This is a genomic window from Desulfosporosinus sp. BICA1-9, assembly GCF_000802135.1.
In genome coordinates, this window is sequence record NZ_JUEE01000046.1 from 1 (window position 1) to 21,149 (window position 21,149).

The 21,149-nt window shown below is 43.0% G+C and carries 20 protein-coding genes; 3 read left to right on the forward strand and 17 right to left on the reverse strand.

What is annotated here, in order from left to right; all coding sequences use genetic code 11:
* Positions 1 to 517: 517 nt before the first annotated feature.
* Positions 518 to 3,175 carry a cyanophycin synthetase gene (gene cphA, locus JL57_RS05890; protein ID WP_034141135.1) on the reverse strand — a complete coding sequence of 886 codons (2,658 nt, stop codon included), beginning with the start codon at positions 3,173 to 3,175 and terminating at the stop codon, positions 518 to 520.
* Positions 3,176 to 3,267: 92 nt separating this feature from the next.
* Positions 3,268 to 4,068, reverse strand: coding sequence for a cyanophycinase (locus JL57_RS05895; protein ID WP_034141136.1), 801 nt, complete (start codon positions 4,066 to 4,068; stop codon positions 3,268 to 3,270).
* A 122-nt stretch (positions 4,069 to 4,190) separates the two neighbouring features.
* Between JL57_RS05895 and JL57_RS05900 the strand changes: the two genes are divergently transcribed.
* The gene (locus tag JL57_RS05900; protein WP_034141137.1) at positions 4,191 to 4,529 is read left to right on the forward strand and encodes a L,D-transpeptidase; all 339 of its coding nucleotides are present in this window, start codon (positions 4,191 to 4,193) and stop codon (positions 4,527 to 4,529) included.
* Positions 4,530 to 4,637: 108 nt separating this feature from the next.
* Here the strand turns inward: JL57_RS05900 and yabG are convergent, their stop codons facing one another.
* Positions 4,638 to 5,474: a sporulation peptidase YabG gene (gene yabG, locus JL57_RS05905; RefSeq protein ID WP_034141138.1), complete on the reverse strand. Its 837-nt coding sequence runs from the start codon at positions 5,472 to 5,474 to the stop codon at positions 4,638 to 4,640.
* A gap of 187 nt (positions 5,475 to 5,661) precedes the next feature.
* Between yabG and JL57_RS05910 the strand changes: the two genes are divergently transcribed.
* Positions 5,662 to 6,534, forward strand: a complete 873-nt coding sequence (locus JL57_RS05910; protein ID WP_045691762.1) for a glycosyltransferase — start codon at positions 5,662 to 5,664, stop codon at positions 6,532 to 6,534.
* Here the strand turns inward: JL57_RS05910 and JL57_RS05915 are convergent.
* From JL57_RS05915 to metG, 9 genes are all read right to left on the reverse strand, one after another.
* The gene (locus tag JL57_RS05915; RefSeq protein ID WP_034141139.1) at positions 6,518 to 7,108 is read right to left on the reverse strand and encodes a hypothetical protein; all 591 of its coding nucleotides are present in this window, start codon (positions 7,106 to 7,108) and stop codon (positions 6,518 to 6,520) included. The two genes, JL57_RS05910 and JL57_RS05915, sit on opposite strands and share 17 nt — an antisense overlap.
* Positions 7,109 to 7,371: 263 nt before the next feature.
* Positions 7,372 to 8,199 (reverse strand): 16S rRNA (adenine(1518)-N(6)/adenine(1519)-N(6))-dimethyltransferase RsmA, encoded by an 828-nt coding sequence (gene rsmA / locus JL57_RS05920; protein ID WP_034141140.1) that lies wholly within the window; start codon positions 8,197 to 8,199, stop codon positions 7,372 to 7,374.
* On the reverse strand, positions 8,183 to 8,740 hold the full coding sequence (rnmV, locus tag JL57_RS05925; protein WP_034141141.1) for a ribonuclease M5: 558 nt from the start codon (positions 8,738 to 8,740) through the stop codon (positions 8,183 to 8,185). The genes rsmA and rnmV overlap by 17 nt, the downstream gene beginning before the upstream one ends.
* 116 nt (positions 8,741 to 8,856) lie before the next feature.
* The gene (locus JL57_RS05930) at positions 8,857 to 10,035 is read right to left on the reverse strand and encodes a glycosyl hydrolase family 18 protein (protein WP_034141142.1); all 1,179 of its coding nucleotides are present in this window, start codon (positions 10,033 to 10,035) and stop codon (positions 8,857 to 8,859) included.
* A 110-nt stretch (positions 10,036 to 10,145) separates the two neighbouring features.
* Positions 10,146 to 10,856, reverse strand: coding sequence for an N-acetylmuramoyl-L-alanine amidase (locus JL57_RS05935; protein WP_034141214.1), 711 nt, complete (start codon positions 10,854 to 10,856; stop codon positions 10,146 to 10,148).
* A gap of 134 nt (positions 10,857 to 10,990) precedes the next feature.
* On the reverse strand, positions 10,991 to 12,163 hold the full coding sequence (locus JL57_RS05940; protein WP_034141143.1) for a 3D domain-containing protein: 1,173 nt from the start codon (positions 12,161 to 12,163) through the stop codon (positions 10,991 to 10,993).
* 73 nt (positions 12,164 to 12,236) lie between these two features.
* Positions 12,237 to 13,112 (reverse strand): G5 and 3D domain-containing protein, encoded by an 876-nt coding sequence (locus JL57_RS05945; RefSeq protein ID WP_034141144.1) that lies wholly within the window; start codon positions 13,110 to 13,112, stop codon positions 12,237 to 12,239.
* Between the two features lie 62 nt (positions 13,113 to 13,174).
* Positions 13,175 to 13,942 carry a TatD family hydrolase gene (locus JL57_RS05950; RefSeq protein WP_034141145.1) on the reverse strand — a complete coding sequence of 256 codons (768 nt, stop codon included), beginning with the start codon at positions 13,940 to 13,942 and terminating at the stop codon, positions 13,175 to 13,177.
* Positions 13,939 to 15,888, reverse strand: coding sequence for a methionine--tRNA ligase (gene metG, locus JL57_RS05955; RefSeq protein ID WP_034141146.1), 1,950 nt, complete (start codon positions 15,886 to 15,888; stop codon positions 13,939 to 13,941). The genes JL57_RS05950 and metG overlap by 4 nt, the downstream gene beginning before the upstream one ends.
* A 277-nt stretch (positions 15,889 to 16,165) precedes the next feature.
* Here metG and JL57_RS05965 point away from each other — a divergent pair, with 277 nt between their 5' ends.
* Positions 16,166 to 16,441: an AbrB/MazE/SpoVT family DNA-binding domain-containing protein gene (locus JL57_RS05965; protein ID WP_034141148.1), complete on the forward strand. Its 276-nt coding sequence runs from the start codon at positions 16,166 to 16,168 to the stop codon at positions 16,439 to 16,441.
* Between the two features lie 285 nt (positions 16,442 to 16,726).
* Here the strand turns inward: JL57_RS05965 and rsmI are convergent, their stop codons facing one another.
* Genes rsmI through JL57_RS05990 form a run of 5 tightly spaced genes read right to left on the reverse strand, consistent with a single transcriptional unit; the run spans position 16,727 to position 21,086 of the window.
* Entirely contained in the window at positions 16,727 to 17,584 is an 858-nt protein-coding gene (gene rsmI / locus JL57_RS05970; RefSeq protein WP_291299769.1) for a 16S rRNA (cytidine(1402)-2'-O)-methyltransferase, read from the reverse strand.
* A gap of 35 nt (positions 17,585 to 17,619) precedes the next feature.
* Entirely contained in the window at positions 17,620 to 17,925 is a 306-nt protein-coding gene (locus JL57_RS05975) for an initiation control protein YabA (RefSeq protein ID WP_034141149.1), read from the reverse strand.
* Positions 17,922 to 18,737, reverse strand: coding sequence for a stage 0 sporulation family protein (locus JL57_RS05980; RefSeq protein WP_034141150.1), 816 nt, complete (start codon positions 18,735 to 18,737; stop codon positions 17,922 to 17,924). The genes JL57_RS05975 and JL57_RS05980 overlap by 4 nt, the downstream gene beginning before the upstream one ends.
* Entirely contained in the window at positions 18,730 to 19,608 is an 879-nt protein-coding gene (locus JL57_RS05985) for a DNA polymerase III subunit (RefSeq protein WP_034141151.1), read from the reverse strand. Before JL57_RS05985 ends, JL57_RS05980 begins: the two co-directional genes overlap by 8 nt.
* Positions 19,609 to 19,661: 53 nt before the next feature.
* A complete protein-coding gene (locus JL57_RS05990) occupies positions 19,662 to 21,086 on the reverse strand; it encodes an aminotransferase class I/II-fold pyridoxal phosphate-dependent enzyme (protein ID WP_291299760.1) in 1,425 nt (474 codons plus the stop codon).
* Positions 21,087 to 21,149 lie beyond the last annotated feature (63 nt).

Genomic DNA, 21,149 nt, shown 5'->3' on the forward strand with positions numbered 1-21,149 from the left:
TATCAAATTTTACAAACTAAAACCCCATATCAAGAACTTGGTACACAGTTTATCGAAAATCAGGAGAAGAAGAAAGAACAACGTTTGATTAAGGCACTAGAATCAAAAGGATACCAAATAGTTAAAGCATCATAAACTCCGTTCGTAGCTATAACAGTGTTCTCGGGCATGTTATTGTCTTTTTAGGGGTAGGTGATTTGGAAACAAAGATTTAGAGGGTTTTGAGGGTTTTAATGTTCACTGAAATAACAGTATGAAATGACAGCGCGTAGATTCATTTTCGTAAGAAAACTTGGCTTGTGCCCGCGAAGACACTGTCTTCGCACGAATTAGCCTTCTCGCAGACACTGTCTTCGCACGTATTAGTCAATTCTGTCAGCCTTGGCGCACTCAGAAGCCTTAGTTGCTTTATACTTACCCGAAATTACACTTTTTGATGTATTAGAAATATAGGGACGAAGATAATCCTCGCCCCTTTAATTCCTCAATTTTTAATTGATTGTAGCCATAGTACCTTTTAAAACTCACCACCAACAACCCATTCGCTTTCTAATGGAATATAGGATAATGATTTTTGCAATTCCATTCTGATACGAATTTCTTCTTCAATCGGCTCAAGGTACTCATAAAACATCACGAAGACATCGCCTGGGATACAACTATCTAATCCCGTTCGAAAGGCTTCTGTTTCGGAAAGTACAATACTTATCTTTTGGGGATTCATACCACTTCGAATTGCCTCAGCATAAAGCAATTGGGCAATTTCACCGGGTTTACGCCCCCGCAGATCAGCATCCTCTCGAATAATTAAGCGTTGAAAACCTCTTGCGGCTACCCGACCCACTTCGCGGATTGTCTCATCTGGTCGATCTCCCGGAACCGTAATGCAGCCCACCAGTGATTTCCTTTTAAAATGCTCGAGTGTTTTGATAACTTCTTGAATGCCTGCTGCATTATGTCCATAATCAATAAATACTTGGACACCTTGTAACTCGTAGAGATTTAAGCGTCCCCGATTGTGCTCAGCATCAGAACAGAATTCCTGAAGAGAATTTCGAATAGCCACCGCACTCAATCCCAAAGCCCAGCCCGCAGCGATTGCAGCTAAAGCATTATGGATATTATGCTTGGCTTTCCCTTCCCAAGTCACGGGAATCTGTTTAACTGAACAGATTCTAAAGATTTGAGAGCCTTGGCAAAGTAAAATCGTGCCCCGTCGCATAAAAACAGCGGTCCCACCTTTGGCTAAATGCTTAATAATCTGTATATTTTCTTTTTCAGTACTGAAAAAGATTATTCTCCCTTTAGTCCTTCCTGCCATTTGTACGACATGAGGATCATCTGCATTTAGGACCACGTAACTATGAGGCCTGACTGCCTCTGCAACCAAACTTTTTACATGAGCAATATCTTCGAGGGTCTCTATGCCATACTGGCCCAAATGATCATTAGAAACATTGGTAATCACTGCTACATCTGCATATTCATAGCCTAAGCCAGCCCTTAGAATCCCGCCTCTAGCCGTTTCTAGAACCGCTACTTGTATATCTGGGTGTCTCAAAACAGACCTAGCGCTATCCGGTCCTGTCATGTCTCCTTGTGTCCACAGTTTCTTATTAATGTAAATCCCATCGGTTGAAGCCATGCCAACGACAAGTTGTTGATCTATCAGCATTTTATTTATCATGCGAGTTGTCGTTGTTTTTCCATTCGTTCCACTGATAGCAACTATAGGGATTCGTCCATTTCCCGATGGCATCACTTTTTCGACAATTGCTCTGCCCACATCTCGTGCTTTGCCTACACTTGGAAAATGGTGCATACGAATCCCCGGCGCGGCATTCACTTCAATAATATGCCCGCCCCTTTCACGATAGGACGCCTCAATATCTTCAATGACTAAGTCAATACCTATAACGTCTAAACCAATCAGTTTCGAGGCATAGACTGCCAAATCAATATTATCTAAATGGACGAGATCCGTCACGTCCTCAGCAGTTCCACCTGTACTTATATTTGCACTGTCCCGTAAATAAACCACTTCACCTGGCTCTGGAACAGAGGATATCGTTAAGTTCTTTTGAGTGAGTGTTAAGAGGACTACCGAGTCAACCTTAATTTTAGTTAAGGCTTTCTCATGATCATCTCCACGCAGAGGATCTGCATTAGTTTGGTCTACTAATTCCGCAATCGTGGATATGCCATTCCCTATCACATGGGCCGGGATCCGTTTTGCAGCAGCAATCAATCGATCTCCCACCACAACCAAACGATAATGTTGCCCCTCTATATATTCTTCAATAACGACCCAATCCCCATAAGTTTGAGCGACCTTAAACGCAGCTCTTACTTCCGCCGTGCACGTGATATGGAGTGTAACCCCTTTACCCTGGTTCCCATTCAGGGGCTTGATTACAACGGACGTTTCCATTTCGAGGAACGCCTGAACAGCTTCCTCTTCCGTCCTGACAATATGCCCAAAGGGCACTGGTACCCCGCCCTCGTGCAGTATCCTTTTGGTCATTTCCTTATCACAGGCAATATCCACAGCAATGCATGATGTCTTGTCTGTAATCGTTGCTTGAATACGGCGTTGATTACGTCCATACCCCAACTGTAACAGACTTCCCTCGTTGAGACGATGGACTGGAATCTCCCGCTCCTTACATGCGTCAACAATGACTTGCGTTGAAACTCCTAATTCATAGGCAGCCGTCACTTTCTTAATTTGCTCTACCGCGTGTGCTACATCAAAGGAATCTTGATCTAGAAGCTTCTTAACCAGGGTAAAACCCTGCTTAAACCCTTCTATAGCACCCTCTTTAGCTTCGTAGTTGAAGATAATTTCATACCATCCCGGTTTTTCCAAAATCGCCATAGTCTTACCGTATTTAATAGTTTGACCTGCTAACGTCAAAAGTTCTATAGTCACATGTTCTATGACATGCCCAATAAGAGTCCCCTCTTCTAGGCGTTCTAGGAAACCACCCACTTTACCTCGCGCACAATGGTGCTCTGCCAATGAGGGTAGAGTCTCCACGAGCCGAAAACGAAAGTTCCCCAGTTCATCACTAAATCGCTCAGTCCATTCTTGGAGATCCACAATCGCTCGAATAATTGGGCGATGGCTATATACATTGACCCCCTCGATCGCTTGGACTTCTCTAATCTCCATTTTGTTGTTGTTCCCCCTTAAGATGCATGGATATTTTCCCCATTAGTTTAAACCTTTTTTACAATAGGTATTCCTCAAATATCATCCGTAGGCTAAAGTAAAGAAACCCTGCGTTTTAGATCAAAACTGTAGCCATCGGAAAGTACATGCAAAATTATCGGGCTCAACACTAAAGGTTGACCTGGAGTGGTTTCTGAAACGTTCGTTGTAGTAGAGGGAGACGCATCTACCACAGTGACCGTATTGCTGCCAATTACCAAAACGCGCGCGTCAGACTGCACTAAGATAGCGGTGTCTTCATCAATTCCCACACCAAGAACATAGGGGTTTTGAGAAATTGCCGATAAAAGTCTGCCTATTCGACCACGCTGAGCAAAATGCTGGTCAATCACCACAGAACGCAAAAGGCCCAATCCCGGAGCCATTGACAAATTACTTTTCTTTGCCGTTCCCGCTTCCCCTCCAACAATCATCGTATCAGACATAACGGAGGCCCCTGCACTCGTGCCAGCAATAATAATCCCCTTTTCGTACAACTGTTGCAGCATATGGCCGAGCAATGTCCCTCCCAACAAACCCGTAATCCGTAATTGATCCCCCCCTGTGAAAAAGATCCCCGTTGAATTTTCAAAGTCTTTGCCAATCCCTATTCTATTCGCCTGAATGCGGTCTGAAACGTCCAGAACCTGTACTTCTTGAGCCCCAAGACTAAGAAATAGGGCGTGATACTCTTCTCCTACTTGAAGCGGGTATTCTGTGGCAGCCGTTAAAACCGTAATCCGGCTTTCTCTACCACCAGATTCTTGAACAAAACGTTTTAGGATCTTGCACTCTCCCTTTTTATCTTCCGCTCCGCCAATAATTAAAAGCTTTCCTTCTACATGTTCCGTCAAAGCTGATCCCTCCTTGTCCGCTATATTCTCTACCTAAAGAGGGTTTAATTATGCAAGAACATTCAGAAATTCTGAACATAGCATGAGATAGATCTTATTCCTTAGAGTTAGGAGGCTTCTCTATGCTCAATTACAGAATTGTCGTTTACCCCGCCCGTCGACTGCTAGAGCTTTATGACGGGACTCAGCGAATTGGTTATTATCCCATCGCAGTAGGCAAAAGATCAACCCCCACCCCCCCAGGGCAATACACCATTGCCACGAAAGTAGTTAATCCTGGCGGAGCCTTTGGCAGTCGTTGGCTGGGTCTCTCAATTCCGTTTTACGGAATTCACGGTACTAATAACCCCTCAAGCATTGGTCAGGCCGTATCAAAAGGCTGTATCCGCATGCATAACCACGACGTCGAAAACCTATTCCGACTGGTCGAAATCGGCACCCCTGTGACTATTGATCCTTAATAGCCCTCTGTGTTGGGGGGACGGTCCTTTTAACACGCATGTGTTAAAAGGACCGTCCCCCCAACATTTTCCCCCAACATTCAAAAACCAATTTTTCCCTTGATGGTTTTAATAAGGACTTCTAGGATACCCCCGTCGCATTTGCCCCCTAGTCTCTACCCCTCCGACTCCATCCGTCCCCGTAATCGTATGCGTCAAAATATCCTTCACTGAAACAATTTGATCTGTTGGGGTAAAAGCAATTCGCTCCACGATGAACACTGGATCAAATGCATGGATGAGCATGCGTTTAGGTGATGAAGCAAAATTAGCTCCTGCTGAAAGAATCGCTTCATAGTTAGATTGGCAAGCCCCTGCAAAAATTACTAATGCATCACGGTTATGCTGAAAACGTCTTGCTTCCAATACAGATTCCACAAAATAGCGTGAACTCCGATAACTATCATTACTGTGAAAATCCTTTTTTCCATAGATGAAGCCGTCGTGACCGGTCAATACTAAGATATCGGCTGGGTTTTCTTGTAAGATTTTGCGAATGACTCTCGGTTGTTCAATCTCTGATTTACAAATTCCCTTAGCATCAATTCCCATTTGCCGATACATTTTAATGCATTGGTTTAAATAATCTTGGTCCCCGTCAAGCTGTATCACTCGTCCTGGCACCTCAAAAAATTCTCTTTTATCATCCAAATCCACCTTTCGTTGACTGGTTAGTTTGTGTAACTTTTGATAAATCAGCTTACTATCTTCACGCTCGTAGTTCGCGACTTCACTTGGACTCTTTGCGACAAGGTCTGAGATTGGAGCATCCGCGAGTAGTCGTAAATTAATCCCTTTAAGAATCGCCGATCCTTCCCCTTTTAAATTTACCTTCAACTGATCAATGTGAAAGTAAATATCCTGTCGATGTGAGAGTCGAGCAACAATATCTCCAACCTGAAACATAGCTAGACCTCCTTTTACATGGTTTGAAGTTCGTTGTTCGTGGTTCGAATATCAAAATAAAATACAGCTGGTGAATCTTTTTCCATAATTCGAATAGCGAATATCGACCTTCAAATATGCTATATACTATGTCGAATATAGCCAAACGGCATATAGTATAGCAAGTTAAGATAAAGGGGGTCCAATGATGTTCGGAGTGATTATTCCAGCCAAAAACGAGGAAAAGAGCATCTTGGCAGTCTTAACCACTGTATTGCGTCTTCCTATAAGCTATATAATCCTTGTCCTTAATGGCTGTACGGATCGGACGTTAGAGCTTGCTCGCTCAATACCAGATACTCGGATTCATATTCTATATTTTTCAGAACCCTTAGGTATTGATATTCCGAGAGCAGTCGGAGCGCTTTATGCACGTCATTTAGGAGTTACGGGAGCACTGTTTGTCGATGGGGATATGTCCGGAGATATCTATCACAATCTTGTCCAACTCCTTACTTCCATTGAATCAGGAGTCGATGTTGCTTTAACAAATTGTTATCCTTACATTCCACATCGGCAAAAACTCGCTAATCTCGTCCTTAAATTCCGTTCGAAGCTCAATCGTGAATTAGATCTTTTTAAGACCCTAGGTCTTGCAACGCCCACACACGGGCCTCATGCCCTTTCTAAACACGCCTTAGATACCCTTCCTATCAAGGCTATTGCAATACCCCCGCTCACCCTGTATTGGGCAAAGGAGATCGGTTTTTCGATTAAAGTGGCCACCTCAATTCCTCACGAAGCCCTCCACTCTCCTAGAAAGCATCGACGTCATGCTCGACTGATTGCCGAAACTATCATCGGAGATTGCCTTATGGGCATAGCGCTAAGCCAAGCTATCCCTATGACTCGATCATTAGGAAAACACAACTTATTGGGCTACCATCCTGAACGGCGTTTTGATCTTCTTAGAGATTGGCAAGAGTCTCTAAAATCTCAGAGCTTGTTTTACGAGCAACATGTCATCATCCCCGGAACCTCTAATTGCGCAAGTCGAGAAATAGTTAATTCCTCAGTTTAGGATTGATTTTTTGCTTTTGAAAGTACCCTAAAATAGTTTCCTTTTCATCCACCCGCACATGGACAATCGGTTGCAATTGACCCTCTTTGACTCCGGTCCATTTCATATAAATCGTTTGACTATAGGCTTTATTTAAAATGGGGTCTGAGTACTGTAGATCTATGACGATAAAGTGCGCCTTGATTTCAAGCTGTTTAGGGTAAATCTCTTCGCTGGGGATCGTGACAATTAAGCTCGATGAAGTTTCTTTGGGGATGTCGTTAACAATCGAGGATTCATCTTCGTAAATCGGTTTATCGTCCAATCGCTCATCAAAGATAACTGTCTTACTCGAAAGATTGACCGCGGGGTGTATTCCCACATTATTGAATCTCAACTCAAAGCTTAATTCATTACCTAAGTCAATTTTAGGGGATTCTTTTAAAATGAAATAGGGCCGTGCGGTCTCTTGCTGTACCTTCCAAGCGGACATTGTCAAATAGACAGTAATCAACGCCGTAAGCGCAAGCACGGTCGTTGCCATCGTCGCAATAACACTTGACCATTTAAGATAACCATTCTTTGCTTTTCCCAACCCCAGTCAACCTCCATCATCTGCAACATTATCTAAAACGAGAACTTCTAGGATAATCATAGACTCGATTTCGAACCTCGAACTTAGAGCTTCGAACTGTGTTTATCGAGCAACCTTATAGTTTGGAAATTACACGGCTTTTATGCCCTTAAAAATCAAGAAAATTTTTTAGCATACTTGATTACCCTTTTAGATCGTTAACCTTCGTCACAAAAAGAGGAGTATACACCGACAAAGTGGTGTATACTCCTAAATTCCTACTATTAGTCCTGAAAGGATCTTGTTAAAATCTGGAACTCTTCTATGCTCAACGATTCTGCACGTCGCCCTTCCGAAATGCCTACGCTTTGCAGGCGTTCGATGACTTCTTCTTTTTTAATCCCTAGTCCACCCATTAGCGAATTACTCAAGGTTTTTCTCCGTTGACTGAAAGCGGCTTTAACTATTCGAAAAAAGTCCTTTTTATTGACGTCAAATCCTGGGTAGGGGCGAAGGTCTAGTCTAAGTACGGACGAAGTAACCTTGGGCGACGGCCAAAAAGCACTCGGTAAGACATCCGTTACTTTTGTTACGCTTGCCGAAATCTGCACCGCGATTGACAAAATACCATATGTCTTACTCCCTGGTGGTGCTGCAATACGATCTGCTACTTCTTTCTGGATCATAATCGTCATCCCACTTAATCTATCCGCTTGCTCAAGAAAATGCATGATCAGTGGACTGGTAATATAATAAGGCAGATTCCCTACCAAATATCCCAATTGATCTCCCCAGAGGTCCTTTAGATCTAGCTTTAAGGCATCCTGATTGACAATTTCTATGGGAAGCCCTTTTAGCTCTCTGTTCAGAATCCCAATTTTATGGCTATCCAACTCAACCGCCCACATCTTGGGCACTTTGGGCGCGAGGACCCGTGTTAAGACTCCAAGACCGGGCCCGATTTCTACGAGTGGAACATCCGGCTGTAACGTACTGGCTGAGATAATACAATCAATCACTTCGTCACTGATTAAAAAAACCTGGCCCAGCGATTTATGGGCGCGTGCCCCATGTTTTATGAGTCGCTGCGTGTATTCAGATGCGCTTTCCATGCTGAACCTCCTCTATTGCCTTGAAAAGAACCTCCCGTGAAATTCCGAAACGGTTTAATCGATGAAGGAATTGTTTGGCATTCGTATCCCCGATTCCTAGCTTTCGCCCTACGGCTATCCTATATTCACTTGCCTGCTCTACGCCCGCAAGACCAGCTTGAAATAAATCCTGTATCGTAAACTTCTCACCGTTAGTGGAAGTCTTATGATCTTGCTGAATAGTTTCAAAGGCACGACGGATTTCTTGTAATGCAGCATTTTCAACCCCGATATCCCCATCTTTTGTCGCTACTTTCCTAGATAAATAAGCATGTTTAGCATGCGGAACATAAGTCCGAATACGATTGCGAATTTGCTCTCCCACCGTGTCCGGATCTGTAAAAACAATCACCCCTTGATGGTTTGCCATTTCTGCAATATAGTCTAACTTTTTCTTGGTTAGCCCATAACCATCAGTCCAGAGAAGATCCACTGCTCCAAGGGCAAGGCGCACTGCATGTGCGTCATTTTTCCCTTCAACTACAATTAATTCTTTTATCATTCTTTGATTCCTCCGCTTTCAACTCCTATATCTTAACCGAGAATGTCCAAATACTCAAATTAAGGGGGCATACGTTAACGGGACGAAAGATTTTCTCTTCCGTCCCGTTAAGGAGTTTATTTTTTCTCCCTGGTTTCTTTATTGGTGCCATAAGTTTTTATGAGCTGATCCCAAATTGCGGGATCCTCCATTCCTAAACGCCAAACAGCAACGCCATGCAACTTGTATTTGAGCGCATCATCCATTTTTGCCCTTAAGCTGGCGATATTCTCAAAGTAAACTTCGTGACGTATCCCATTTGCTGTATAGGTAAACTGTGGCACTTTGGCGTTGGGATCGGTAACAATTTCTACGCCGTGCTTCTTAGCCCGCTCAACCGTTTGAGCATAGGACAGATAATCTGGCATGATAGGTTTGTTCGTTCCCCAGTCAAAGGAGTATACCGGGAGACCCATCACAATTTTTTCTTTAGGTATTTTTCCCACTGCGAATTTAATAACTCGATCTACCCATCCCTCAGAGGCTACTGGTCCTTGGGTTGTTCCGAGTCCATGCTCATCATAGGTCATAAGGATGATTTGGTCAGCGGATTTTCCGATTGCAGCATAATCGTAGGCACCTGACCATAGATCTGATGGATAATCTACAAATTTAGCCGGGATAGAAATGTTCAAGACTTTATCTTTCGCTTTTAATGCTTTTTTAAGCTCAGCAACAAAGGAAGAGAAATTTTCTCGATCTCCAGGAGGAGTTTTCTCAATGTCCACCGAAATTCCATCCCAATTGTCTTGGGTTGTCAGGTTGACTAAGCTTGTCACTAAGTTCGACCTTTTTCCTGGGTTAGATAATACACTGTGTGCTAGATTCTCATCAAAGCCAACCGTTCCTTTTAACTTCATGTTATGCACTAAAGCATAGGCTTTGGACCCATTTTTTTGAACCTGATCTTTAATTTTTAAATCAACGTCACCTGTCTTAATAACCTTGCCGTTTGCATCAAAAGAGTACCAGAAAAACGCAACTTCATCCAGCAACTTAGCATTTTTCAACGTCGTTTCTTTCGAACTAGGTACAGACCCTTCTTGGTCAGTGTAAAATCCCATGACCACACGTTTTTCAGGTCCTAATACGGATTCTCGCGTTGCTCCTGCCTCTGCTTCAGGGAGCTTTGTAGTTTGTTGTGTTGACTGATCCGGTGCTTCGCCCGGAGCTTGGGGAGATTGTACATTGGTACATCCTGTCAAGGTAAGGCCCAAAATTAAGGCACTACTCATAAAAGTCAAAAACCGTTTCATGCTGCGCTTCAACTCCTTAATCTAGATTCGGTCACTGACTTTATTTTCCCCGCTTCAAAAGAGGTTATGTATCTAAATAATTTCAGTCATATATATCCTTCCTAAGTCAATTATGGGTGTGTTGAAAAATAATTAGAAATTCCTTTGGCAATCGCCCGTGATAACTGCTCTTGATACCAAGTTTGTTGTAACTTTGTCTGTTCTTTTGTACTGGACAAATACCCAACTTCCACAATAACAGCTGGCATTTTGGTGTTTTTTATTACGTAAAAATCACCAGGCTTGGCAATTCTACGATTCATCCCTGATATTTTAATCAATTCTTGTTGGATTAATTCAGCTAACCTTTTTCCAGATTCAGATTTATAATGGTAAAATGTTTCGGCCCCTGAATTTTGACCTTTGGCGGTTGCATTAACATGTAAACTGACAAAAACATTAGCTTTCTCCTGATTTGCCATATCAATGCGGTGATTTAGGTCAATTTTCTTCTTGGAAGTTTTACCCATCACCCCATTAGGAACATAATCCGAATCTTCTTCCCGAGTAAGAAAAACCACTATTCCACTTGGACGAAGCATCTCCTTAACTTTATGGGCAATTTGGAGATTAATCTCTTTTTCATAAACACCCTGAGAGGAAACCGCTCCTGGATCATACCCTCCATGTCCGGGATCAAGCATCACAACGTAACGATCTTCCAGAGGGCTAACAACGGCGGTAGAACCATGCCAAAATACTGAGACTACTAACATACCCATTACACCCAAAACAAGAACTATTGCCGTTTTTTTACCTAGTATTATTTTAGGCCATCGCACCATCGTTTCCAGCACTCCCTTACTTGTGGTTCTCTTTAAGAGTATGTGCTGAGAAATAAAGATAGACTTTCAGTTTTTAGTATAAAAAGGGTGACTTCACTTTAAGCGAAGTCACCCTTTACTAATCTATTTATTTATTGGACATATACCAAAACACTACGAACACCCCAGGACAAGGCTTCCTCCTTCGAATTCATGTAAAGGTCGATACGATTACCTCGGATAGCCCCTCCTGTATCTAACGCCCGTGCTACTCCATACCCCTCAACATATACATTCTTACCCAGTGGGATAACCCTAGGATCGACAGCAATGATCCCCGTGCGGACCGCTGCCCCTGTTGCAGTTGTGCCTCCAGGTATACAATAAGCGGTTGCTCTCATAACATAAGCTCTTTTAAACTGAATCGTGCTTCCACCCCGTGAAATAGAAGTTTGTGTACCGCGAGAAACTACTTGATTAGTGGGAGCCTTGACTACTCGTTGGCCAAGTATCTCTCGATCAACCTCTTTTCCATCCTCTAAGGTAAGTCGTATCGTCTGCTCTTGGGCACCATTTGAGCCACGACTGACCACTTTGTCCGGTAATCCAACGGGATAATCCGCCGGCTGTGCAACGGTCTGATAAGGAATCTCACTCGTCAAAACTTCTATTTTCTCAGAAACTCTAACAACATCCAATTGGTCATTAGGTACTAGCATATGATCAAGTGCTAACGAGATCTTATCTTTAGCGCCGAGGGTAAGGCCTAGTTTCTTTAGTGCATCCGCTACGGTACGTGGTGCTATAAATGCTTCCGACTTCTTGCCATCTGCATTCACGATGATAGGAATAGCCTTATGTACCTTGATTTCCATCTGGCTGGAAACCACTTCAGTCCGTGAAACATTCACTTCGTCAACATCTTTAACTTCAATACTATATCTCTCAGCTAATTCAGTTATAGCTTCTCCCACAGTTTTAGCGGGGGTCCGTGTCGTAAACGTTTGGTCATCGACTGAGAACTGAACCGGTACACTTTTGGTTACTTCAACGCTTAATCCCTTTATAACTTTTGTGTCACGTGAAGGAATTACAATATCTTCAGGATAAAATTCAAATTTCGAATGATTAAGTGCCTGACCAACAGTCCCGAAAATTGTTGTAATCTGAATGGGCTCTCCGTCAATAGTAAGGTTAATCGTTTTCATATTGTAAAAAAGGGCCATTGTGGCAATCAGGAAAATAACAAATCCCGCAACGACAAATTGGGCAATACGAGATGTACGAACTAAGACAAAGCCTTTAGTTCGAGTAATCTGTAACATTGAATCCCTCCAAAATATGCTAATAACAACTTTATTTTAATGGATAAGTAGTCAGTTGTCAAAATAATTTCCATTATATGGGGCTAAGGATATGAATGCGCACAGGCTTTCGACCCCAATCCATACACTGACGTAGGGTACCAAAGAAAACATCAATTTTATTGCCAAGAATTGCTCCCCCCGTGTCTGCAGCTATTGCATAACCGTATCCTTCAACATAGACTTTGGTACCCATCGGAATAACCTTTGGATCGACAGCAATCAAGCCTTCCCTTGGCTTGACTCCCGTCGCTGTGTTATTTCCAGTATACGTATAAGCGGTAGCCTCAACGTCCAATGTTTTACTAATATTCAAATTTATTAAATCAACTTGTTCCTTTTCAGCAATAGCTTTTTTAGGAGTTTGAACAATTACTTTCTTTTTTGGAATTGGCTCTGAGTTTTGAATAATGACTTCCTTCTTGGGACTTTTAAGTTCGAGGCTAGCGACCACTTGTTGATCAACGGGTTGTCCATCAACTTCGAAGGTCTTAATGACTTGACGCAAAACGCCTTCTTCCCCTTGTTCCTCGGTTTGACTCATACCTGGAAGAAGTTTATCCGATTCAACATATTGCGTTTCAAACGGGATCTCTTGCTCTACAACTTGAATCCTGCTAGTTATCGCCTGATCTCCAGTCCCTTCACTTGGCAGTGTTTGGCTATTTATTTCTTGAATACCTCCTGCTTGGTTGTCTATTTCTTGGCTTGTATTCAATTGTTCAATATTTAATTTTTTTGTACTTAATAGTTGTGAGGTCTGCAGTGAGTAGAGTTGAGAAATATCTGGCACCTCCAACATTGAATAACGTGTACCAGCTGCAAACACTGCTAATCCGCCTAAGTACGAACTCCATTGCTTGGTTCTTCGCCAATAATCGGAATAAGTAGTAATCGGTAGCGAATACATTTTATCCCTCCTTACTAAAATCTATGAAGTAAACAAAAAAAAAGAACTGTTAAATCAGTTCTTTAGACAAGTCTAAAAATGGTTTCTGCATTATGCATGGTTTGGATAGCAAGATCTTCAAAAGGCACGCCTCGGATCTCAGCTAGTTTCTTAACTATTTCTACAACATACGTCGGTTCATTACGCTTTCCACGTCGCGGTTCTGGAGTTAAATAGGGAGAATCTGTCTCTACCAAAATTCGATCTAACGGGGCGTTTTTAGCCACCTCGACCGTATGGCGGGCATTTTTATAGGTTACTGGTCCAGCAAACGATAGATAGAATCCCAGGTTTAAGAGAACCTTTGCCATTTCCCAAGAGCCTGAGTAGCAATGAAATATTCCACCGTATTGAGGGGGATTCGACTTAACAATTTCCATAACATCCTGATGTGCATCGCGATTGTGAATAACAATAGGCAAGCCAACTTCATTAGCCAACTTTATTTGTTGGATAAATACCTTTTTTTGAATTGGGCGTGGAGACAGATCTCGATAATAATCCAGCCCAATTTCGCCCCAAGCCAAAACTTTCGGTTGTTTAACCAATTTTCCTAAAAGCTTTTCCCAAGTTTCATCGGTAGCCTCTTCCGCATTGTGAGGGTGTACACCAATCGCTGCATAGATAAAATCATAGTCTTGGGCTAGCTTAACAGACCGCTCTGAAGAAGGTAGATCATAACCTACATTCGTCAGCCGAGAAATTCCGGCTGACTTCATGCGTGCAGCGACTTCAAGAAAGTCTTCCTTATAGCCAAGATCATCTAAGTGTGCATGAGTATCCCAGATCATTTAACTCGCGCCCCTCCAGGAAGATCTTTTTTCAGCGTAAGAACCTCCAAGATTTCCCCTTGCGAAGCTGCTAAGATCATACCCTGGGACGTAATTCCCCTCAGCTTAGTGGGCTTCAAATTAGCGACCACGACAACATATTGATTAATAAGGTCTTCTGGTGCATAGTGCTTAGCAATACCAGAAACCACTGTGCGTACTTCTCCAGCCACTTCAATTTCTAACTTCAAGAGTTTATCCGTCTTCTCCACTTTCTCGGCACTTAAAACCTTCCCGACCCGTAAATCCAGTTTGGCAAATTCTTCAATGCTGATTTCTTCTTTAATAGGCTCAAATTCTATGGTCTGAACAGGTTCTAGGCTTTCCTTTGGAGCTTGTGCTAGGTCCACTGTTTTAATCTCCCCTACCGTTAGATATTGGGCGATATCAATTCTCGGAAAAAGTGGCTCTCCCTTTTGAACGCGGGTTCCATGATTCAGTATTCCCCATTGGTCCGCTTCATTCCAGCGAATGAGGCCCTCATCATACCCTAAGAGCCTGCAAATCTTCGAGGGTAAGCCCGGCATAAAGGGGGCCGTTAAAATTGCCATAATTCGTATCGATTCTACAAAGGTATAAAGCACCGTATCTAAGCGCTCCCGCTGCTCCTCTTGTTTAGCGAGCGCCCAGGGGGCTGTTTCGTCCACATACTTGTTACACCGTGCCACAAACCGCCAAATTTCTTCAAGGGCCCTGGCTGGATCGCAGCTACTGAGGCTTTGCTCGACAGATTTCTTGACCTCTTGACTCAATGCTTTTAATTCCCGCTCCAGTTCACTGTCTTGTCCGGGCTGAGGTACAATTCCCTCTCTGTACTTGACAACCATTGCTAAACTTCGAGATATAAAATTCCCAAAATCATTAGCCAAATCGCTGTTTAGGCGTTCGACCACGTTATCTTCGGAATACGTACCATCTGTTCCTACCTGCATTTCTCGCAGTAAGAAATAACGGATAGCATCTGAGCCATATCTCTGAATTAATTCGAAAGAATCCTGTACGTTACCGCGAGACTTGGATATTTTCCCACCATCTTTGGTTAAATACCAACCATGCCCATAAATCACTTTAGGTAGTGGAATGTCTAAGGCCATCAGAATAATTGGCCAAATCACAGCGTGAAAACGCACAATATCCTTCCCCATAATGTGCACATCAGCAGGCCAATACCTCTGATAATTCTCCCCATCAGGGTACCCAAGCGCCGAAATATAATTTATCAGAGCATCCAGCCAGACATATACAACGTGTTTAGGGTCAAAGGGAACTTTAATTCCCCATTGAAATGTGGTACGCGAAACACAAAGGTCCTCTAAACCACCTTCAATAAAACGCAGCATTTCGTTGCGCCGGGAAACTGGTTGAATAAATTCCGGATACTCTTCAATATATTGATGCAAAGCTCCCTGATACTTTGAAAGACGAAAAAAATAACTTTCTTCCTTGAGTAATTCCACGTCACGACCACAATCTGCATTAGGACATTTTCCATCAATCAGTTTGTTTTCCATCCAGAACGTTTCACAAGGGGTACAATACCACCCAGAATACTCTGATTTATAGATATCCCCTTGTTCAAAAAGTTGAGTAAAGATTTTTTGAACGACTATTTGATGACGTTGCTCCGTTGTCCGTATAAAATCATCATTCGAAATTTCTAAGGCGTTCCATAGTTCTTTAAAACGTTCTACCACACCATCCACGTAAAGTTTGGGGTCCATCTGATGCGCTTCGGCGGTACGAACTATTTTTTGAGCATTTTCATCGGTACCCGTTAGAAAATAAACTTGATCCCCTATCAATCTATGATAACGGGCAAGTGCATCTGCTGCAACCGTTGTATATGCGGTACCAATATGTGGACTTGAATTAGGATAAAAAATCGGAGTGGTTATGTAATATTTCACCGTTACGTCTCCTTCTCAATTTCATTAGAGTGAACTAGTTGAAAATCCCACTTAAAAACGCAGGAATTAGAAAACTGGTAAAAAAAAGGCAGATTGACATTTGTCAAGTATACCCACAATTGAGATTTCGTATGATAAAAGGCGCTTTTTTAGTTCAAAAGACAATATTTTTGAAAATCTTTTCAAAAAACTGGTTGACTTTATATGGAACGATTGGTATCATAAGTCTGTAGTTTCCTGTCGAATGTTGTTGTAAAGGGAGTGTGGAGAAAAAATGATGAAATCAACTGGAATCGTAAGAAAAGTAGATGAACTCGGTCGTATTGTTTTACCGATAGAGCTTAGACGCACTTTAGGTATTGACGAGAAAGACGCTCTGGAGATCTATGTGGACCAAGAAAGAATTATTCTCAAAAAGTATGAGCCTGCTTGTGTATTTTGTGGTAATGCCAGTAATAACCAAATGTTTCACGGTAAAAACGTCTGCCGAGACTGTGCTGTTGCTATGAGCGAAAATTTAGCTAGTAGTGTCGAATCCTCAAAAGCTGTTTAATAGCTAAACCATACTTAGAGAAATTTACTAAAACGCATATGTGCATATAATTAACTTTGAAGGCCTTAAAGGCCTTCTTTTTTTCTTATTATCCGAAAGATTAATTTCAGGTCCTCATATGAGCAACTATTATGGTCTAACGGTCTCTTCCCGCCGTCACGGCGCCTTGCCATCCGGCATCTAGCCATCCATGGCGATGCTCTAATCTCGAACATCCCTGTTCGAGTCATGGCTACAGGGACACTTGGCCGTCCATGGCCTGCGGTCCCCTCCCGCCATCCATGGCTACGGGGACACTTGACCATCCATGGTCGGCGCATCGAGGAGGGCTTGATAGATTTGTTGCTTTTTTACTCCATGGCGCTTGGCCACTTCTTTCATGGCCTCCATTTTACTTAATCCCCGGTCAATCCCTTCCTGGACCTCTGTGCACCATTCTTCTGGGCTTCCTACCAATTTAACATGGACGTAGGGTGCTAATATGATGCAACACTCTCCCCGAGGTGTGGTTTGTTCGAAAGCTTTTATTAACTCTAAAACGGTTCCTCGATGCACTTGCTGATGTAATTTGGTCAGCTCACGTACTACCGCCGCCTCACGATCCCCAAAATGCTCTGACATCCCTTGGAGAGTAGCCACTAGACGATGAGGAGCCTCATAGAATATCTGAGTCTGTGAGAGATTTGCCAGTGGCTCTAGACTTCGTTTCCTAGCCCCCGTGGTAGTGGGCAGAAACCCGTGAAATGAAAAATGTTCCGTGGGCATTCCAGACAAGACCAAAGCTGTAAGTGCTGCATTAGGTCCGGGTAAAACATCGACTGGTATATCCTCATTCTGACAAAGCCGGATTATTTCATTTCCGGGATCAGAAATCCCCGGTAGACCAGCATCGGAAATAAGTGCAATTGTTAAACCGCTTTTAAGTTTCTCCACCAGTTCTAGAGATTTCTTCTTTTCGTTATGCTCGTGATAACTAATCATGTGGGTCGTAATCTGGTAATGCTGTAAAAGCTTACGTGAATGACGTGTATCTTCTGCAGCAATCAGATCTACTTCCCGCAACGTATCTAAAACCCTTAACGTGATATCTCCTAAATTTCCAATGGGTGTCGCGCATACATACAATGTACCCTTAGCCAACAATGCCTTCGACTCCTTGTTTCCATCCCGATACTTCGTTAATCTTTCCTTAAAAAGCCCATGCAAAATAGGCAATCCCCTTCTAACGGTTGCCCAAAATGAAGATGGCAAACGTGGAAGCCTTCTTGGTATAGGCGAACAAGATTATCATGGGCCACTCCTTGGATGTGCTCTGCATTAGCGATAACTCGTTCTGTTTCTTTCTCCGGGAGAGTCCATTCTCGCTTTAACTTAATATTTTCATTCTCTAACGCTTGAACATAAGGCTTTAAGCGATTAACTTCCTCGAGTAAAGAACGTAATTTCTCTTCGACTTCGGTCAAGGCCTGGGTCAATTGGCTCATACTTTCTCACTCTTTCCTTTAGGCCTTTCCCCTTTCCTATTGCGTTGCTGTCTCCCGTCAGGTTTAGGAGAGAGAACGCTTTCCGCGCGGGGATTCTGTTCATCGGAGCCTTCCATAAGCTTATCTGTATCTAGAGTAATGTGTTGTCGTGAACAATGCTCTTTATCGTCAGACCTGTAACAGCCATTTTCATACTTAAGACAGCACATCAGACGACCACAAATTCCAGAGATCTTAGTTGGATTAAGGGAGAGTTTTTGGTCTTTGGCCATCCGAATCGAGACTGGCTCAAAATCCCCTAAGAAAGAAGTACAGCAAAGGATCCTGCCACAAGAACCAACTCCGCCAAGCATTTTGGCTTCGTCGCGCACTCCGATTTGGCGTAGTTCGATGCGCGTCCTAAAGATTGCTGCTAAATCCTTCACCAATTCCCTGAAATCAACCCGCCCCTCTGCCGTGAAGGAAAAAATAATCTTATTCCCGTCAAACGTATATTCAACATCCACTAATTTCATGGGTAGATGATGTTCGGCAATCTTCTTCAAGCAGATTTGAAAGGCGTCTCTTTCTTTCGCTTTATTTTGTTCGACAAAATGTTCGTCCGCTGCCGTGGCCTTACGCATAACCTGCTTTAATGGCAAAATCACCTCTTCGTCTGGAACCTGACGAGAGGGAATAACCAATTCCCCAAATTCAATACCCCTTGCTGTTTCAACAATTACTTTATCAAATGCAGCGAGTTCAAGGTCTCCCGGGGAGAAATAATATATTTTTCCGGCGTGTTTAAAACGAACGCCCACAATCTCAATCACAGAGAGCCCCCCCTTGTTGAAATAATTCCAAAGCTAACACTTCAATCACTAATCTTGGATTTACTTGTTGTCTTAGTACATCAACGGCCTTCCCGATCGCCAAAAGGTCGAAGGGTCGGATCGTCCCATTTCGAATTCCTGCTTGGGCCTGTACCGCCATTACCTGTAGATAAAGGTTGGCTTGATTCTTATCGATGGGGAAAAGAGCAAAGAGTTTAAGGAAATCTCTCTCTTGGACAGCAATCCCAAACTTTTCCAGCCATTCTTGCAGTGTAGAAATTCCATGTTTTAAAATCTCTGTCGCCAGATTCTGATTACTTCCACTTAGCCGAAAAGCTTGAATTGCCTCATGCCTATCCTCGTCTCCTACTTCCTTTAACCAGGCTTCTTCAGAAAGATTAGGGAAATAAACAAGCTGTGCGCGGCTCTGTATCGTGGGTAAAATGCCTTCCGCATTATCAGCACTCAAAATAATAACTGTCCGCTCCGGCGGTTCCTCAATAACTTTTAACAGGGAATTTGCGGCCGGAATCGTCAAAGCTTCTGCCTGCTCAATAATAGAAACTTTATAAATTCCCTCGTAATGCTTAAGATTCACCTTTTCTTGCCACTTAAGTACCTGCTCAATCCCGATGGTCGTTTTAAGAGGTTTTAGCCATAAAACTTCTGGATGATTCCCACTGAGAATCTTTCGACAAGACGAACAACTTTGACAAGGTCCGTTGGAAATCGGCTTACTACAGTTCAAAATTTGCGCTAAACGGAGAGCAACCTCTCGTTGATGAAGCGAACTTCCTCCATGGAACAGTAAGAGATGGGCTAATCGCCTTTCACTTGCCGCTTTCTCTAAGTGTTCTAACTGTCGTTTCATATCGTCACATCAACACCTTTGTCCTCGCCAATCGGGATTACTCTCTTCATCCTTTAGCCCTCCTCGACAATCCAAATTGTTTGATTCTCAAAACCGTCCCAGCCTTGCCAACGTCCCTCTCCGGCAGTGAGTAACCTATCTAAAACTTCTTGAGTCATTTGCTCTCCCATTACGACCACTGGGATTCCGGGCGGATAGGGCGAGATCGTTTCCCCAACAATATGACCTAAGCTCTGCTTGAGGGGGATTTGATGTTTATGGGCAAAAAAAGCTTCCCGTGGAGAAAGAATCCGACGAGGTAAAGGAAGAATCTTAGGAACCAATCTTTCTACTCCCTTTTTTATGATTCTGCTTGCAACAGAGGGAGCAAAATCAATTAGACTTTCTAACCCCTTGGTAAGCCAACGAATATCCTCTGGTGTATTCCCTATCCCTAACATAAATAGGATATTTTCCTCATCCCATAACTCTGGTTCAATTCCGAAGCCTTCTCTGAGGTATTCTACACAACGTGGAGCTGAAATACCCAACGGCAATGTATTAATAAGAATTTTTGACCAATCCACCGTATGAATACCATAAGTCCCGACATCTTCTCCTGAGAGAATTCGAAAACCAGTCCCTACTTTCCTATGAAGTTCATCGACTGCTTCCCTAAGACATTCCCACCGCCCACTATCTAAGGCGAATTCTCCGGCTCGCTCCAAGGAGGCAAGAAATAAATAACTCGGGCTTGAGGATTGCAAAAACTCTAGACTTTGCCTCAAGCGAGTGCGAGAGACCCTGCTCCCTTGAACATGTAGCATAGCAGATTGAGTTAAAGCACTTAAAGTCTTATGAGAACTATGTAAGACCAGGTCTGCTCCAACCTTTAAGGCACTGGGTGGAAATAACGAGCCAAGGTAATGTGAGCCATGCGCTTGATCGACGAGAATAGGCGTTTCAAATTCCAAACGCGTTCTTTCATCCACCAAACGGCTTAATTCAAAGCCTGTACCGTAATAACTGGGATACGTGACATGACAGGCAGATAACCCTTGCCATGAAATCTGTTGTTTCTTCACGTCGAGTCCTAAAGGAAGATTAAAATCCGGGTGAATGATGGGCAACAAATAATCTGGTTTTAAACCACTTAACACCAAGGCGGACATAACGGAACGATGAGAGCTTCTTTCTACAGCAACCCTTTTATCCGCAGTATCTTCCAAAGCGAGAAACATCGCTTGATTTCCAACCGTCCCCCCGTTAACTAAAAAAAAGGTTTCCTCTGCCCCGAAAATCTCTGCAGCCCGTTTTTGCGCCTTGGCAATAATCCCGTACGGCGAATGAAGCATATCAAGCCCCGGAAGCTCAGTTAAATCAAATCCCCGAAAATCAAGGCCAATAAAAAACTCCTGTCGACCTTTATGGCCAGGAGTATGGAAAGAGCAAAATCCTTGTTTATGGTAATGGCTCAATCCCGCTCCAAGATCACCCACCGAATGAAGAACCTCCATTCACCAGACTTGTTTACCATTTGAATATAACTGACACATGGTATT